This is a genomic window from Paracoccus amoyensis (genome assembly GCF_014490725.1).
GTDB lineage: Bacteria > Pseudomonadota > Alphaproteobacteria > Rhodobacterales > Rhodobacteraceae > Paracoccus > Paracoccus amoyensis.
In genome coordinates this window covers 1-16,582 of record NZ_JACOQL010000009.1, presented here as the reverse complement: position 1 = coordinate 16,582, position 16,582 = coordinate 1, and the positions used below count along the sequence as shown (strand labels likewise).

At 61.7% G+C, this 16,582-nt stretch carries 12 protein-coding genes and 3 pseudogenes; 13 read left to right on the top strand and 2 right to left on the bottom strand.

All coding sequences use genetic code 11. The features are described from left to right. Positions 1-40 precede the first annotated feature (40 nt). The 11 genes and pseudogenes from H4P12_RS18060 to H4P12_RS18010 all read left to right on the top strand — a co-directional run bounded on the left by H4P12_RS18060 (position 41) and on the right by H4P12_RS18010 (position 11,537). Positions 41-1,693, top strand: a complete 1,653-nt coding sequence (locus H4P12_RS18060) for a 5-guanidino-2-oxopentanoate decarboxylase (RefSeq protein WP_187795026.1) — start codon at positions 41-43, stop codon at positions 1,691-1,693. Beyond that, positions 1,690-3,129, top strand: a complete 1,440-nt coding sequence (locus tag H4P12_RS18055) for an FAD-binding oxidoreductase (RefSeq protein ID WP_187795025.1) — start codon at positions 1,690-1,692, stop codon at positions 3,127-3,129. Before H4P12_RS18060 ends, H4P12_RS18055 begins: the two co-directional genes overlap by 4 nt. Before the next feature lie 15 nt (positions 3,130-3,144). Continuing rightward, a complete protein-coding gene (locus H4P12_RS18050; RefSeq protein WP_187795024.1) occupies positions 3,145-3,930 on the top strand; it encodes an IclR family transcriptional regulator in 786 nt (261 codons plus the stop codon). A gap of 97 nt (positions 3,931-4,027) precedes the next feature. Continuing rightward, positions 4,028-4,444 (top strand): annotated as a pseudogene (locus tag H4P12_RS18045) (IS110 family transposase); the annotation flags it as partial. A gap of 113 nt (positions 4,445-4,557) precedes the next feature. Next, positions 4,558-4,833 (top strand): ABC transporter permease subunit, encoded by a 276-nt coding sequence (locus H4P12_RS18040; protein WP_343069859.1) that lies wholly within the window; start codon positions 4,558-4,560, stop codon positions 4,831-4,833. Beyond that, positions 4,826-5,569: an ABC transporter permease gene (locus tag H4P12_RS18035; RefSeq protein WP_187795022.1), complete on the top strand. Its 744-nt coding sequence runs from the start codon at positions 4,826-4,828 to the stop codon at positions 5,567-5,569. Before H4P12_RS18040 ends, H4P12_RS18035 begins: the two co-directional genes overlap by 8 nt. A 59-nt stretch (positions 5,570-5,628) precedes the next feature. After that, complete coding sequence (locus H4P12_RS18030) at positions 5,629-6,918, top strand: Zn-dependent hydrolase (protein WP_223115890.1); 1,290 nt, start codon at positions 5,629-5,631, stop codon at positions 6,916-6,918. 5 nt (positions 6,919-6,923) lie between these two features. Further along, complete coding sequence (locus H4P12_RS18025; RefSeq protein ID WP_187795020.1) at positions 6,924-8,102, top strand: pyridoxal phosphate-dependent aminotransferase; 1,179 nt, start codon at positions 6,924-6,926, stop codon at positions 8,100-8,102. Positions 8,103-8,202: 100 nt separating this feature from the next. Continuing rightward, positions 8,203-8,547 (top strand): thiamine pyrophosphate-binding protein, encoded by a 345-nt coding sequence (locus H4P12_RS18020; RefSeq protein ID WP_187795039.1) that lies wholly within the window; start codon positions 8,203-8,205, stop codon positions 8,545-8,547. Between the two features lie 490 nt (positions 8,548-9,037). After that, a pseudogene (locus H4P12_RS19310) lies at positions 9,038-10,795 on the top strand (recombinase family protein). Positions 10,796-11,243: 448 nt separating this feature from the next. Continuing rightward, a complete protein-coding gene (locus tag H4P12_RS18010) occupies positions 11,244-11,537 on the top strand; it encodes a transposase (protein ID WP_187795019.1) in 294 nt (97 codons plus the stop codon). A gap of 221 nt (positions 11,538-11,758) precedes the next feature. Here the strand turns inward: H4P12_RS18010 and H4P12_RS18005 are convergent, their stop codons facing one another. Further along, on the bottom strand, positions 11,759-12,694 hold the full coding sequence (locus tag H4P12_RS18005) for a hypothetical protein (protein WP_187795018.1): 936 nt from the start codon (positions 12,692-12,694) through the stop codon (positions 11,759-11,761). An 18-nt stretch (positions 12,695-12,712) separates the two neighbouring features. Next, on the bottom strand, positions 12,713-12,979 hold the full coding sequence (locus H4P12_RS18000) for a hypothetical protein (RefSeq protein WP_187795017.1): 267 nt from the start codon (positions 12,977-12,979) through the stop codon (positions 12,713-12,715). Positions 12,980-13,570: 591 nt separating this feature from the next. On the opposite strand from H4P12_RS18000, the pseudogene H4P12_RS17995 reads away from it, so the two are divergent. Both H4P12_RS17995 and H4P12_RS17990 read left to right on the top strand, forming a co-directional pair. After that, a pseudogene (locus H4P12_RS17995) lies at positions 13,571-15,802 on the top strand (baseplate multidomain protein megatron); the annotation flags it as partial. 20 nt (positions 15,803-15,822) lie between these two features. Then, the coding region (locus H4P12_RS17990; RefSeq protein ID WP_187795016.1) for a DUF2793 domain-containing protein at positions 15,823-16,582 on the top strand (760 nt) is incomplete at its 3' end.

Sequence of the window (16,582 nt, the reverse complement as noted above, 5' to 3'; positions counted from 1 at the left end):
CAGTATTACGGGATATTTTTCTGAATCATGGGATGGAGAAATGCAGGGAACAGGTGGCAAGGCGCTGGTCGAACAGCTTGCAAGCTATGGAGTGGACACGGTTTTCGGGATGCCGGGGGTCCATACTCTGGCCTTCTTCGAACCCCTGGAAAACAGCAGCATCCGCCATATCGGCGCGCGACACGAACAAGGGGCGGGTTTCATGGCCGATGGCTATGCGCGCGCGACCGGCAAGCCGGGCGTCTGCCTGATCATCAGCGGTCCCGGCGTGACCAATGCGGCGACGCCGATTGGTCAGGCCTATTCCGATTCGATCCCGGTTCTGGCCGTCACCAGCACCATCGCCCGTGACGTGATGGGGCTGGGACGCGGAATGCTGCACGAAATCACCGACCAGCAGGCCGTCACCGCGCCGATCACCGGTTTCAGCGCCACCGCGCTGACCGGGCCGCAGATCGGTGAACATCTGGCCCGCGCCATGACATCCTTCCGCACCCAGCGGCCCCGCCCGGTGCATCTGTCGATCCCGCTGGACGTGCTGGATGAAGAGTTCGAGCTGACCCCCGGCCGTACATTCCTGCCGCAACGCCCCGGACCCAATCCCGCCGATATCCGCGCGGCGGTCGAGGTGATCCGAATGGCAAAGCGCCCGGTCATTCTGGCGGGGGGCGGCTGCCGCGATGCGGGATCCGAACTGACCCGGTTTGCCGAATTGCTTCAGGCGCCGGTTGTCACAACCGTGGCGGGCAAGGGCGTAGTGCCTGAATCGCATCCGCTTTCGCTCGGCTCGACATTGCAGCGGGCACGGATCCGGCGGTTGCTGGAAAACGAGGCCGACCTGGTGCTGGCCATCGGAACCGAGATCGCTGAACCCGACCTTTACGTCACCGCCGACAGCGAGGCCGGAGGTGACGCCCCGGCCATCGCGGATCCGACCCGCCTGTCGATCGCGGGGCGTTTCATCAGGATCGACATCGACCCCGCCACCACGGTCAGGGATTACGCGCCCGATGCCGCCATCGTCGCCGACGCCGCGCTTGCCCTGCAGGCGCTGGCCGACGAACTGGCCGGTCATGGCGGCCCCTTGGCCGCGACCTCGTGGCTGGCTGACATGGACACCATCCGCGATCAGGTCCGCAACGACATTTCCACGCTGGAACGACAGCATATCGCGGTCCTTACCGCCATCCGGGATGCGTTGCCCGCAGAAGCGCTGGTCTACGGTGACATGACCCAGATCGCCTATACCGGCTGCGTCTATTTCCCCACCGACATGCCCGGCACATGGCATTTCCCGATGGGTTACGGAACGCTTGGTTATGCCTTGCCGGCCGCCATCGGCGGTGCCATCGGCGCACCGGATCGGGCCTGCGTGGCGGTGGTCGGCGATGGCGGGCTGCTGTTCACCCTGCAGGAGCTTGCAACGGCGGTCGAGCAGCAACTGCCCCTGCCGATCATCCTGTGGGATAATGGCGGATTGGGCGAGATCGCCGATTTCATGCGCGCCCGCAGCATTCCCGAAATCAGCGTCCGCCCGCATAATCCGGATTTCAAAGCACTTGCCGAATCCTTTGGCTGCCTGACCGCTGCTCCACAATCCCTTGCGGGAATCGGACAGGCCGTGCAGGCGGCGTTGCGCGCGGATCGCCCCACGGTCATCATCGTCAAGCAGGACTCAGAGTTCCTGAAATGAGCGACGCCTCCACCCCCTGCCCGTTCGACTTCGACGCCGCAGCGCAGGTGCTTGAAGCAAGGTTCGGCGCAAGGTTCACGACCGCTTCGGGCGTGCGGGCCCATCACGCCCAGGATGAGGGCTGGCATCCACCCGCCGCGCCCGATGGCGTGCTGTTTGCCGCCTCGACCGCCGACGTGGCCGAGGCCGTCCGCATCTGCGCCCGCTTCAATGTCCCCGTCATCCCCTACGGCACGGGAAGCGCGATGGAGGGTAGCATTAATGCCGTTCACGGCGGGTTGACCATTGATCTGTCAGCCATGAACAGCATCCTTTCCGTCAATCCGTCCGATATGGACTGCACCGTTCAGGCGGGCTGCACGCGTTCCATCCTCAACACGCATCTGCGCGATACCGGTCTTGGTTTTCCCGTCGATCCCGGTGCCGATGCGACATTGGGCGGAATGGCTGCAACCCGCGCCTCGGGCACGATGACGCTCAGATATGGCTCGATGCGCGACAATGTCATCGGGCTGGAGGTCATACTTGCCGATGGCACCATCGTGCAGACCGGCGGACGCGCCCGTAAATCATCGTCGGGCTATGACCTGACAAAGCTGTTCGTCGGCTCGGAGGGCACATTGGGCATCATCACGGCGCTGACCCTGCGCCTGCATCCCCTGCCCGAACATATCCTGGCACTGCGGGCCGTGTTCGACGACAGCGGCGCGGCCATCGGTTTTGTCGTTCTGCTCATGCAACTGGGCTACCCGGTTGCCCGGGCCGAATTCATGGACGAACTGGCGATCGAGGCCGCTAACAGATATGAAAAGCTGGATTACGAACTCCGGCCCACGATCTTTCTGGAGCTTCATTCCACTACGTCACCGCTGGATGAGGCCCGCGAGGCGATTCTTGACAGTCTCAAGGAATACCGCGCCAGATCGGTCCATCTGGCCGAGACTGCCGAGCAGCGGTCCCGGATCTGGAAAACCCGCCACAACGCCGCCCATGCCGAGCCGCTGTTACGGCCCGGCACAAGGGCGATGGTGACGGATGTCTGCGTACCGCTGTCGCATCTGGCCGCCTGCATTACCGAAACGCAGCAGGACCTGCGGGCGACGGGTCTGTGCGCACCCATCGTGGGCCATGTCGGTGACGGAAACTTTCATCTGGCGATCCTGATCGACCCGGACTCCCCCTCCGAGATCGCCGAGGCCGAGCGCCTTCATGCCAGATTGGTGCAGCGCGCACTGGATTACGGCGGAACGATCAGCGGCGAACACGGCATCGGGCTGGGCAAACGGCAGTTCCTGCGGGCCGAACACGGGACAGGGCTTGACGTGATGGGCAGGATCAAACAGGCCCTTGATCCACACGGCATCATGAACCCGGGCAAGATCTTTCTGCCCAATGGAAAACATGGAACAGTGCCGGCAAGCACCCGCGCAGACTGACCCAGGAAAACAAGCATGACCAAGACGAAAGAAACCAGTCCGGAAAAGGGCTCCAATCCCGTCAGAAGGATCGCCACCGTTCTCGACGCGGTCGCATTTTCGTCTTCCGGCCTGTCATTGCAGGACATCGCCAGCGCAGCGCAAATTCCGGTCTCATCGGCGCATCGCATCGCGAACACCCTGATTGACGTCGGATACCTGGAAACCGTGCCCAATCAGAAGGTCTATCAGATCGGTGCCCGTATGCGCCGCCTGTTGAATCTGAGTTTCGGTGAAAATTCAATCGAAAAGCTGGCCGCGCCCCTGCTTGGCGATCTGGCCAACAAGTTTCAGGAAGTTGCCTTTATTTGCCGCCTGATCGGAGACAAAATAAAGCTCGAAGCATTTTCCCTTCCTTCAGAGGCCGGCCATTCCCTCATCCATCCAGGATATGAGTTCCCCTTTCACGCGACAGCCAGCGGCAAGGCGATACTGGCTTTTCAAAGCGAGGACTATGTCAATGCGGCCCTCGACCAGGATCTTCCACAGTTTCAGAGAGAGACGATCAAGGACAGGAATGTCGTTCTCCGGCATCTCGACGAGGTGCGCGACAAGGGGTTTTCGGTCAATAATAGCGAATTCGACCCCGGCGTATACGCGCTTTCGGCACCGGTGGTCTTCGAACATGGAAATGTTTTCCTGTCCGTTGGAATCGTGGGAATGTCCGCCCGGATCGAGTCCCGGTTCACACAGGATGAAATGGTTGCCGCGGTAAAACACGCCGCCTCGACATTGGCACATTTACTATCAAATTACAGGTAGATTCTTGATCAAAGACCGGCTCTGATGATGTGACCACCCCCCGACGGCATCTGTGTGCCAAGGTGGATCTGCGAGGAATCCACATAGGAGAGCGGTCATATCGGAGATTATCACTGTCGGGCTCGATCTGGCGAAGAATGTGTTCCAGGTGCATGGGGCTGATGTCTCGAGCCAGGTGCTTTTTCGCAAGAAGCCGAGGGGGGAGCAGGTGCTGTCGTTCTTCAGCCAGTTGCCGCCTTGCGTTGTTGACATGAAGACCTGCGGAGGCGCTCACTTTTGGGGCCGCGAGATTGGCAAGCTCGGGCACGACGTGCGGCTGATCCCGCCTACTTACGTCAAGCCGTTCGTGAAGCGGCAGAAGAACGATGCGGTCGATGCTGAAGCGCTATGCGAAGCGTCTTAGAGGCCGACGATGCGCTTCGTGCCGGTGAAGAGCGAAGAGACGCAAGGGGCGGCGATTGTGTTCCGTATCCGTGAACTGCTGATCCGGCAGCGCACGCAGACGATCAATGCTGCGGGGCCACCTGTTCATGCAGCATGCTCTGCGCCGTCCGATCCAGCGAGATGATGTTCGAAACCACATATTTAAGTATCAGTCACCGCGCGTAGAGGTGAGCTACGCGGGTAATCTGGCCGCAGTTGATTCGCTATGCGTTGCCCAGCTTTACCAACAACTGGCTGACGTTGATGAAAACCACGGCGCTCGTATCGATCATCGGCTTGGAGGATATTGTCTACACTGCACTTTCCGCAGGGCGCACAAGTCAGAAGCCATTCGTTTTTCTTTTGACTGTGCTGATCATCTATCTGGCACTGATGGCAATCTCGGATATCGTACTTCGTTTGGTTGAGCGGCGATACAACCGGGGCGTAACCTTCCCGCAGGGCAGATTCCATGCGTGAAACGATCACCTCATTTTTTCAAAGCGACGACACCGGCAGTTTCCTTGGCCGGTCTGTCCTTATCTTCTCTCAGTGGAAATTGTTTCTGACCGGCGTTACGAACACGGTCATGCTCGTCGGTATATCCCTTGTCATCGGCCGCTTGATTGCCATTCCGATGGCGGTGATCCGAGTGCAGCGTGTTCCGGTCCTAAGTTCGCTGGTCGCGCTTTATGTCTATGTCATTCGGGGCACACCGCTGCTGGTGCAGCTGTATTTCGTCTATTACGGCCTGTCCCAGTTTGAGGCCGTCCAGAAATCCTTTGCCTGGGATTATCTGCGTGAACCCTGGTGGTGTGCCTTGCTGACCTTTACCGTCGGCACTTCGGCCTATACCGCCGAAATATTGCGAGGCGGTATTCTGGCGGTTCCGCGTGGTGAAATCGAAGCCTGCATTTCGGTCGGCATGTCGAAACTTTCGGCTTATCGCCGCGTCATTCTGCCAAGCGCGTTCAGACGCGTGCTTCCAGCCTATGGAAATGAGGTTATTTTCGCCACCCATGCAAGCGTCGTCGCAAGCACAGTGACGATCATCGACATCGTTGGTGCCGCGCGGCAGTTCAATAACACCTACTATCTGGCCTATGAAGGCTTTCTGGCTGCCGCAGTCCTGTACCTGATCCTGGTCTTTCTGATCACACGCGTATTCGCACATCTGGAAAGGCGGCTTTATCGCCACCTGAAAGCCCGCATGTAGCATTCGGCGCGACCGCCATCCCCGTGTCGCTTTCGTAAAATAACGGAACATACCTGGAAATGATGAAAACATCAGCTAATCTGAGGATAAACGGTACCCGGCTCTGGCAATCGCTTGAGGATCTTGAGGATATGGCGCGGGTCGGCCCTGGCGTAAGGGGCGGCTGCAACCGTCAAGCCCTGACAGACGAAGACAAACAGGGGCGGGATCTGTTCCTGTCCTGGTGCGAGGCCGAGGGCATGTCGGTCAGCGTCGACACGATGGGAAATATGTTCGCAACCCTGACGGGATCCGAGCCAGAACTTGATGCGGTCGCCATCGGCAGCCATCTGGACACGCAACCGACCGGCGGACGTTATGACGGGCTGCTGGGCGTGCTTGCGGGGCTTGAGGTCGTGCGCGCCCTGCGGGAACGCGGCATCAGGACACGGCGGTCGATCACGCTGGTCAACTGGACCAATGAAGAGGGCACGCGGTTTCCGCCGGCCATGGTCTCATCCGGCGTTTTCGCGGGGGTTCACACGCAGGAATGGGCGTATCAGATCAAGGACTCCCGTGGCATAACCTTCGGGGCAGAACTGGAGCGCATCGGATATATGGGCACCGAGTCTGTGGGCCAGCGCAGGTTTCACGCGATGTTCGAATATTACATTGAACAGGGGCCGATCCTTGAAGCGGGCAACCGTGACATCGGCGTCGTAACCCATGGTCAGGGGTTACGCTGGATCGAGGTCGCCTTAACCGGCAAAGAGGCTCATACCGGCTCTACCCCGATGAACATGCGGGCCAATGCCGGGTTGGGCATGGCCCAGATCACCTCTACCGTGCATCAGGTGGCCATGGACCATCAGCCGGACGCGGTCGGTGCTGTCGGCCATGTCGAGATCTTCCCGAACAGTCGCAATGTCATACCGGGGCAATGCATTTTTACGATTGATATCCGCTTGCCCGATCAGGCGACGCTGGACGCGATGACCGCGCGGATCGAAGACGAGGCAGGCGCTATCGCGGCAACCCTTGGTCTGACGATCGAGATGGAAACGGTCGGCTACTTCGCGCCGGTTACCTTCGACCCTGACTGTGTGAACCTTGTGCGCAGTGTCACCGAGGAGCTCGGGCTTAGCCATCAGGACATCATCTCGGGGGTCGGTCATGACGCCTGTTGGGTCAATCGCGTGCCCCCCACTACGATGATCATGTACCCTTGTGTGGATGGTCTGTCGCATAATGAAGACGAGCGCATCACCCTTGAATGGGCTGCTGCGGGCAATGACGTGCTGCTGCACAGTGTCATCCGCATGGCCGAAGTCTCACATCAGGGTCATGCGGCGGAATTGAAACAGGAATGAAGCCCATGCCAAATCTTTCACCGCTCATTTCCCGGATTTCCGGGCCCGCCGCGCAGGCTTGGGAGGTTGGCAACGTTGCCTTCGAAAGGATCCGGCAGGGTCACGACATTATCCATCTCGGCGTTGGCGATCCCGATCTCGACACGCCCAAGCCGATTCGTCAGGCGCTGGTCGATGCGCTGGAATCGGGTAAGACGCATTATTCGCCGCTGGCTGGCGAACCTGCCTTGCGCGCCGCCATCGCCGAAAGTGCTGCAAAAATCTATGGCGGGCAGGTCAATGCCGCGAATGTGGTCGTGACCTCGGGTGCGCAGGGGGCACTGTTCGCGGTCTTCCTGCTGATCGCTTCGGCAGGTGACGAGGTGATCGTGCTGGAACCCGCCTATGCCACCTATCCGGCCAGCGTGACAGCCGGTGGCGCCACGATGGTCACGGTGAAACTGGCCGAACAGGATGGCTATCAGCTGGACATTCCACAAATCACGGCGGCGATCACCCCTCGGACGCGCGCCATTCTGGTCAACTCGCCCGGCAACCCTTCGGGCACGGTGTTCGAGCAGAATGACCTTGATACGCTGGCCGGGATTTGTGCCGAACGCGGGATCTGGCTGGTCTCGGACGAGGTATACTGGTCGCTTTGCTATGATCGCGATCACAGCTCGCCCTATAAACGTCAGGATACCCGACAAAACGTCATCGTGCTGAACAGCCTGTCCAAATCCCACGCCATGACTGGCTGGCGCTTGGGATGGGCGATAGCGCCGGATGCAATCGTCGAGCAATTGATCAATCTGGCGCAGACCCAGCATTTCGGCATCAACCAATTCGTTCAGGAAGCGGCGCTGAGCGCCGTGCGCGACGACGTGACCACGCACGAAATCCGGCGGATCTTTCAACTTCGCCGCGATGCGCTGATGCAGGAACTGCGCAAAAGCAATGTGCTGAGCTTTTCCGAACCCGAAGGCGGGATGTTCCTGCTGATCGATGTCAGCCGGACCGGTCTGGACGGGAAAGCCTTTGCCGAAAAGCTGCTGGACCTTGAACAGGTCGCCGTCGTGCCCGGTTTCGGATTTGGCGCCGGAATGAGCGATTGCATCCGGGTGGGGTTCCTGACGGATCCGGAAAGACTGAAAGAGGCGGGACGCAGAATTGTCCGTTTTGCAAATGAGGTAAAAAATGTCTAAGCAAACCTGTGGCGAACAGATTCCGTTTCTGCTCAAGGCCTATGGCGTCGATGTGGTCTTCGGGATGCCAGGGGTCCATTCCCTTGAATTCTAACGAACGCTGAACGATGCCGAGGTCCGCCATATCGGGGTCCGGCACGAACAGGGCGCGAGCTTCATGGCCGACGGCTTCGCCCGTGCGACCCGCAAGCCCGGAGTCGCCATGGTGATTTCCGGCCCCGGCGTCACCAATGCCAGCACCGCGATTGGTCAGGCCTATTCCGACAGCGTGCCGTTGCTGCTGCTGACCCCGGCCATCACCTCGAACGTGCAGGGCATGGGATATGGCATGCTGCATGAAATCCGTGACCAGCGGGCCATGACGGACTCGATTACCGGACTCAGCGTCATGGCCACCCGCGCCGAACAGGTTCGCCGCATGAATGAGTGCTCCCACTCTCTATGATGATTCAAGCTGTCTCTCGACGCTCCATCCATGAGTTGCGGAACCCCGCCGACCTCCCCCTTCGTCCCCAGATACCTCGCCGCTTTCCAGTATTTTAACCCACCCTACGAAGGTGTCACCGCGCAGCGCCCCCAGCAGCAGGCGCGGTAGCGCCGGCTTACGCTGTGCTGCGCCGAGGCCTGATGTGATGCGCCCGAACCCGCCTGTGATTCCGCCCTCGCTGCGCCACGCTGGTGCCTGCGCGGATCCTGACGCGCAGGACGCGGAACGGTGCCATGGCACGGCAAAGGCAAACGGTGGCGGAGAAACTCCGGGTGGTCGCAGAACCGGCCCGGGATTCCGTCACGCCCCTATCCGCCCCCTATCCGCCCCCGATCCGCACCTTGTCGCACTGGTCCACCTATTGGCCCGGTGCACGGCGCGCGATTTCGTTGAGGCCGAGGAGCGCGAGAACGGCAAACACCACCCTGACTGACCAAGAGGCTCGCAGATGAAGGTCGCGATCGACGATCGCTATTCGTCCGACCTGCAGCGCGAGGCGTCCATTGCCGACCAGTTCCGCATGTTCCGGCTGCGGGCCGAGAAGGAGGGCTGGCAGGTCGCCGAGGAATATTCCGACCATCCCGTCTCCGGCTCCAGCATGATCCAGCGGCCCGGCCTCCAGGCGATGATCCTGAATTCCGCGCGCGGCCGCTTCGACATGGTGCTGGCCGAGGTGCTGGACCGCGTCAGCCGCGACCACGAGGACATCGCCGGCATTTACAAGCGCATTCGCTATGCCGATGTAAAGATATTCACGCTCTCCGAGGGCGAGATCAGCGAGTTACATGTCGGGCTGAAGGGCACGATGAACGCGCTGTTCATCAAGGATCTGGCCGACAAAACCCGCCGAGGTCTGCGTGGTCGGGTCGAGGACGGTAAGTCCGGCGGCGGCAATTCCTACGGCTACGACGTGGTCAAGAAGTTCGACGCCCATGGCGAGCCGATCCGCGGCGACCACACCATCAACGAGGCGCAGGCCGCCGTCATCCGCCGCATCTTCGCCGATTACGACGGCGGCCTCTCGTCGCGCACCATCGCCATGGCGCGGAACCGCGAGGGCGTGCCCGGACCCATGGGGCGGGAATGGGGGCCGTCGACCATCCATGGCAACCGCGAGCGCGGCACCGGGATCCTGAACGACGAGCTTTATGTCGGCCGCCTCGTCTGGAACCGGCTGCGCTATGTCAAGGACCCCGATACCGGACGGCGGGTGTCGCGGCTGAACCCGGAAAGCGAATAGGTGATGCAAGACGTGCCGGCCTTGCGCATCGTCGACCAAGGCCTCTGGAACGCAGTCGAGGCCCGGCAAGGTGAACTGGCCTTCTCGACCCGCAGCCGGCACGAGGGCAATCCGCTGAACGACCGCCGGCGCCCGAAGCACCTTTTCGCCGGCCTAATCAAATGCGGCTGCTGCGGGGGCGGCTATTCGATGATCTCCCAGGATCTGCTAGGCTGCTCGACGGCACGGAACAAGGGAACTTGCGACAACCGCGTCAACATCCGCCGCGACGCGCTCGAGGCCCCGGTCCTGAACGGGCTCAGAAAGCACCTGATGGAGCCGGACCTGTTCAAGGAGTTCTGCACCGAGTTCACCAAGGAGGTGAACCGGCTGCGCATGGAGCGCGGCGCCGATCTGACCGCCATCCGCGATGAGCTTCCCCGTATCGACCGGGAACTGTCGAAGCTCCTTTCCGCCCTGAAGGCCGGCGGTCCGATCCAGGCCATCGTCGACGACATGAAGCGGCTGGAAGCCCGCAAGACCGAGCTGACAGAGAAACTGGCCAATGCGATCGAGCCCCCGCCCCTGCTGCACCCGAACATGGCGGCGCTCTATGCCCAACGCATCGCCGCGCTTTCCGAGAACCTGCGGCACGAGGACAGCCGCACGCAGGCGGCAGAGATTCTACGCTCGTTGGTCGATCAGGTGACGCTGTTGCCGGCGGACGGCGAACTGGCCATTGTGCTGCGCGGCGATCTCGGCGCCATCCTGCGCCTCGCGGCGGGAAAGAAGGATCTGGATTTCCTGTCGGAGGCCGACGTGCTGGACAACCTGCTGGCGCAATCGGGCGGGTCGCGCAAGCCGGGGCGTACAAACGCAAAAACCTCAGCGCTTAATGCTACAGAGGTTTCGCAATTGTCGTTGGTTTCAGGGACGCGCATTGAACACTATTTCAAAACATCCGAACTTACTCGTTCGTCTGCTTGATGACGCGGATGATAGCCGAAACAACCGCCGCAATCCTCAGATCATGCCTCATGCCAAATAGACATAACCGACGACATAGAAAAGAAAGCTGTCAGTGATATCCGCCCGCTGGGGGGCGCCCAGCGCGCTGGTTGTCAGGACTGCGCATCGGTTTTCGCCCTTGCGCATGGTGTCTGCGCCCCACCATGATCGGGTTATGCCGCGAAGGGTGCCAACCGCGTCAATCGCAACGCCCCAGATGGCGACCTGATGGGAAGATGGCGTGAGCCGGTTCGGTTCTCGGATGACGAAGCGAGACTGGCTCCGGCTCCCCTGATCTTTCCATACCGTTCTCTACCCGAAAACCAGTTCCGGCAGAACCACCTCCCTGAGCTACTCCCCGGAAATCGGACAGTGACGGAAGCTACGATCTGACGTTTGCTGGTCTCCAAGGACGAGGAGATCAGAGATGCGGAAACGCAGGAACCATGACGCGGGCTTCAAGGCGCGCGTGGCGCTGGAGGCTTTGAAGGGCGAGCGCATGGTGTCGGACCTGGCGGCCGAATACAGCGTGCATCCGACGATGATCCACCAGTGGAAGAAAGCGCTGCTCGACGGGGCGGCAGACATCTTTGAACGCGATGGTAGAAAGCCTGCGGAGGCGGACGAGGAGACGGTCCGGTCGTTGCATGCCAAGATTGGAGAACTGGCCGTCGCCAACGATTTTTTGTCACGAAAGCTCAAGCCGTGGACCGGCAAGTGAGGTGCAGGATGATCGAGCGGGACCATCCTGTGCCGTCGATCGGGGCGCAGTGCCGTCTTCTGTCGATCTCGCGCTCCTCGTCCTACCACGAGCCATCGGGTGAAACGGAGGTGAACCTGCCTGCACGCGTGGGAAACAGGATCGCAGGCCAAGGCCGCCATTGGCCGCTGGATAACCTTCTACAACCACTGGCGACCACACGCCGCCCATCGCGGACACTGTCAGAACGCCATCCTCAGCACGCGCATAGCCCCGACCGAACCATCCTCATGCAAAGGCAGCACCTGCACGAGGCCCTCCGCATCTTCATAGGATTGAACCAGATAGATATCCGGCAGCCCTGCTGCCTGACCCACAGCAGCGAAACGGGCACTAACCTGTTCGCGCGATAGCGAAGGCGGTAATTCCAGACGAATTTCGACAAAGCTGCCCTGCGCGGTAGGGAATGGTTGCGCAGCGGCGCGGCCGAAATTTCTAGGATCGGCGTAGGTGAAGTAGTCGTCTGCATAGACCGTGATTTCCGGAATTTTAAGAATCTTCTCCATGACTTTTCCCGCCGAAAGCGCTGTGTCGCCGATAAAAAACGCTATCTCGTCGATTTCCGTCATATCGGACGGCGGAGGCAGATCAGCAAATATCCAAGGGCCGCGGCCAAGCTGGCGCTGCTCGCCCTCGTCCTCAACCACCTCCGAAGATGCGGGAACCGTTCCATCCAGGCCGAACATGCCGTCATGGATCGCCCCGAACAGATGCGCGCCACCCAAGATTGCCATCGCCTGATAACTACGCACCAGCCCTCGGTTTTCCGCCCCCAGCGGGTCGGACGGGACTGCTTGATCATTCGTCACCAGCACAACACCGCCCGGCGCATCGGGCGAGGTGCCTGCGATGGCCGCACCACCTTTGCTGGCCGCCAAAAAGTCGAAGAAATCCGTAAGAACACGATAAAGCTGACCGCTATCGAACCCTGCGGTCTGAACCGAAACGCCATCATCGTCGCTGATCCGTCGAAAGCCGACGCCGGGCCTGTAATAATAGCTGTCGGCCCCGACACGTTTTAGTCCATTTGGTCGATCCATAGACCAAGAAATGAACCGGTCAGTGACATTGACCTCTTGACCCTGCTCTATCGCCGAGAATGTAACGATGTAGTCCATCACTTTGCCCCTATTTTTTCAGACTCGCCAATGTTCGGTCGTTCTGCGCATCTGCGAATGACAGGCGCTTGAAATCGCCCGCGCGACCACCATCCTGCGAATCAGGGTGGCAAAATAATCGCGCGCTGCTTCGTTCGAACAGATATAGACAAGCCGCCAATATGGAATGTCAGGATCGGTGCAAACACCCATATATGCGGTCAACTGTGTTGTCGCGCCAAGCACGGCATTCGCATATTGAGCCTGTCTTTCCCGGATGAAGGTCTGGCGGGCAGCACCCGCCATCGGAAAGCCGTGGATCGCCTGGGCCGGGTACGAACATTGCGCATATAGCGGGTCCGGTTCTGATACAGAGCCAGGGCTCCGCCAGATGAGTACTTCGCCTCGAGTATGCAGCAAGCGTGAGCGTACCCGGCTCTGGCGGCCGGTGGTCGCCGGGGGGCCAATCCGTCAGCCAGCGGCGCGCGCGCCGATGCACTGGCGTCGATGCGCAGCGAATATTCGCGGTCCCCGCGTTTCTGCCGCTGATATCGGGCAGCAGTCGAAACGCCGGTGGATGCTGCCTGGCTCCAATGGCCGGGAGCTCGGCGATCACAGCGCGTCTTAAAGGCCTGAGCCTCGCCAGGAATACAGGCTGGGAAGTCTTGAGTTGAACCAGCGATGGTAGTCCCGCCCGGCTGGGCCGGAATTGCAGTTTCGGTATTCATAGTGGAACGACTGTGTGCCGCCGTAAAGCGGTGAATCGCGTCGCGCAATTCCTGCGCGGTCACGCCGTAGACTGCCTGTTGTAGCTGATCATGGCTTGCTCCGGAGGCCGGAAAAAGACGATGAAACTTGGCCGGTAATTGCCGGTAATCCAGCGCATTATGCGTAACATATCTGCAGACAAACATCGCGGGCGGTGAGGGGTTCGACTGGTTCTGTGCCACGGAGGCCGACCAGGCAGCGCAGATCCGCACCCCGATCAGCGATGGGGCCCATGACAAGCCGTGGGTCTTCCGCCCCAAAGATCTGCGCTCATGGTGGTCGAACCGGCATTTCGACCGGCCGGGCGGCATGGAATCCGCGACACCGACCGCATGGTTGCCGCAGTCCAAACCTATCCGCTTCACCGAACTCGGCTGCCCGGCGATCGACCGCGGCACCAACCAGCCCAATGTCTTCTATGACCCCAAATCGTCCGAAAGCTTCGTGCCGTATTTTTCGCGCGGCTGGCGCGACGATGCCATCCAGCGGGCCTATCTGGAAGCGACCTACCTCTTCTGGGGCAAACCGGCGAACAACCCGGTCTCGACGGAATATGCCGGCCGCATGGTCGAAGTCGGTGAATGTGCCGCCTGGACATGGGACGCCCGGCCCTACCCGTTCATTCCGGCTCTGAGCGAGGTCTGGACCGATGGCGCCAACTGGCGGCTGGGGCACTGGCTGGCCGGACGGCTGGGTGCGGTCTCGCTTGCCGCTCTCGTCCGTCATCTCTGCCGACGCGCCGGACTGCCCGAAGCCCGCATCGATGTCTCGGGTCTCTGGGGCGCGGCAGAGGGCTATGCGATCACCGCGCTGGAAAGCCCGCGCGCCTCGATCACCACGCTGGCGCGGCATTTCGGGTTCGACGCGGTCGAGAGCGAGGGCGTGATCCGCTTCATCATGCGCGGCCGGGCACCGGTCGCCACCATCGCCCATGACGATCTGGTGGCTGGCAACACGGGCGGCGAGGCCATCGAGTTGACTCGGGCGCAGGAGACCGAACTGCCGCAGGCGCTCAAATGGCAGGTCGCACGGGCCGACGAGGATTACGACGCGGCGCTGGTCGAGGCGTCGCGCATCACCGTCGACACCAGCCGCATCGCCTCCGAGAGTTTTCCGATGGCGGTGCCGCCGGAAGAGGCCGAGCGCCGCTGCCGCCGCGCTTTGCAGGAGGCCTGGGCGGGCCGCGAAAGCGCCGTGTTTCGCCTGCCGCCCACAAAGCTGGCGCTGGACCCCGCCGATGTCATCGCGCTCGATCACGACGGTCGCGCGCAGCAGTTCCGCCTGACCGCCATCGCCGATGCCGAGGCCCGCGGCGTCGAGGCCGTGCGGCAGGACCGCGAGGCCTATGACCTGCCGCCCGGTGCCGAGCGACCCGCCACCCTGCCCCGTGCGGTGACCTTCGGGCCGCCGGAGGTGATCCTGCTCGATCTGCCGCAGCTGCGGGACGACATCCCCGCGCATCAGCCGCTGATCGCAGCCACGGCAAAACCATGGCCCGGCGCACTGGCGGTTTATCGCAGCCCCGGCGAAGACGGGTTCGAACTGGTCACCACAGTCCGGCGTCGCGCCAATCTCGGGCGTCTGGTCTCGGACCTCTGGCCCGGACCCACCTCGCGCTTTGACATGGGCAATGTCCTGATCCTCGATTTGATGAGCGGTCAGCTGGACAGCGTCAGCGATCTGGCGCTGTTCGGTGACGCCAATGCGCTGGCAATCGAAACGGCACCGGGCCGCTGGGAGATCGTCCAGGCCGGGCATGCCGAGTTGATCGCGTCGGGGCGCTATCGCCTGACCCGGCTGCTGCGCGGCCAGCGCGGCACCGAGCAGGCCATGGGCAACCCGACCCCGGCCGGGGCCCGTGCAGTCCTGCTGAACGAAGCACTGACCCCGCTGCCAATTCCGGAGGCGGATTTGGGCATTCCCTTCAACTGGCGGATCGGGCCCGCCCGGCAAGCGGTCAGCAGCGACACCTTCACCGCTATCAGTTTCACGCCCGAGGGCGAGGGGCTGCGGCCGTTCTCGCCGGTCCATATCGACCAGCAGTGGCGGCGCCCGCACGGCCTTGGCGATCTGACGCTCCGCTGGACGCGCCGATCCCGCAGCCTCGCCGCCGACAGCTGGCAGGGCATGGAGGTGCCCTTGGGCGAAGAACAGGAAAGCTATGAGGTCCGGATCATGGACGGAGCAGCTTTGAAACGCACCCTGACCAGCAATGCTCCGTCGGTCGTCTACAGCGCCGCGCAACAGACCGCCGATTGGGGCGCAGAACTGACACCCGGTGACGGCCTGACGGTCCGTATCTGCCAGCTTTCGGCCCGTATCGGGCGCGGCACGGCACGAACCACAACCCTCTATCTCTGATCCTGAAGAAAGACATCCGCATGTCCAACAGCACGACGAACCTGCTGCTGCCATATCTGATGGCGGCGCAGGCCCAGAAACATGTCACCCATAACGAGGCCCTGCGTCTGCTCGACGGGCTGGTGCAGCTTTCGGTGAAGAGCCAGCGGCTGACCGAACCGCCCACAACGCCAGCCGATGGCGACCGCTATATCGTCGCCTCCAGTGCGACAGGCGGCTGGGCCGGGTGGGATCTGAACGTCGCCCTCTGGACCGATGGCGCCTGGCTGCGCCTGCCGCCGCGTGATGGCTGGCTGGCATGGGTAGAGGATGAGGCGGCATTGCTGGTCCGCGATGGCGCGGGCTGGGAACCGATCATCCCGACCGCCCTAGACGATCTCACCCGGCTCGGCATCGGCATGGCGGCAAGCGCCGGTTCGCCCTTTTCGGCCAAGCTGAACAGCGCCCTCTGGACCGCGCTCTATGCCGCCGATGGCGGCAGTGGCGATCTGACCCAGGTGCTGAACCGGGAAACGGGCGCCGACGATGCCGGGCTGATCCTGCAGACCGGGTTTTCCACACGGGCGCTGATCGGCATGTTCGGCTCCGATCAGCTCCGCATTGCCGTCTCGCCCGACGGGTCCAGTTTTCGCGATGCGCTGGGCTTCGATCTGGCGACGGGCATCGTGGATCAACCGAGCCTGCCACGCTTCACGGCCTATACGAATTACGACAACTATGTCGCCACCGACAGCTGGACGACGATTGGCATCAATGTGGCCGAATATAATGACCAGGGCT

Bases quoted from the DNA above. Each gene is read 5' to 3' on its own strand.
- H4P12_RS18060 (WP_187795026.1), top strand. From the start codon at position 41: ATGCAGGGAACAGGTGGCAAGGCGCTGGTCGAACAGCTTGCAAGCTAT.
- H4P12_RS18055 (WP_187795025.1), top strand. From the start codon at position 1,690: ATGAGCGACGCCTCCACCCCCTGCCCGTTCGACTTCGACGCCGCAGCG.
- H4P12_RS18050 (WP_187795024.1), top strand. From the start codon at position 3,145: ATGACCAAGACGAAAGAAACCAGTCCGGAAAAGGGCTCCAATCCCGTC.
- H4P12_RS18035 (WP_187795022.1), top strand. From the start codon at position 4,826: ATGCGTGAAACGATCACCTCATTTTTTCAAAGCGACGACACCGGCAGT.
- H4P12_RS18030 (WP_223115890.1), top strand. From the start codon at position 5,629: ATGATGAAAACATCAGCTAATCTGAGGATAAACGGTACCCGGCTCTGG.
- H4P12_RS18025 (WP_187795020.1), top strand. From the start codon at position 6,924: ATGCCAAATCTTTCACCGCTCATTTCCCGGATTTCCGGGCCCGCCGCG.
- H4P12_RS18010 (WP_187795019.1), top strand. From the start codon at position 11,244: ATGCGGAAACGCAGGAACCATGACGCGGGCTTCAAGGCGCGCGTGGCG.
- H4P12_RS18005 (WP_187795018.1), bottom strand. From the start codon at position 12,694: ATGGACTACATCGTTACATTCTCGGCGATAGAGCAGGGTCAAGAGGTC.
- H4P12_RS18000 (WP_187795017.1), bottom strand. From the start codon at position 12,979: ATGGCGGGTGCTGCCCGCCAGACCTTCATCCGGGAAAGACAGGCTCAA.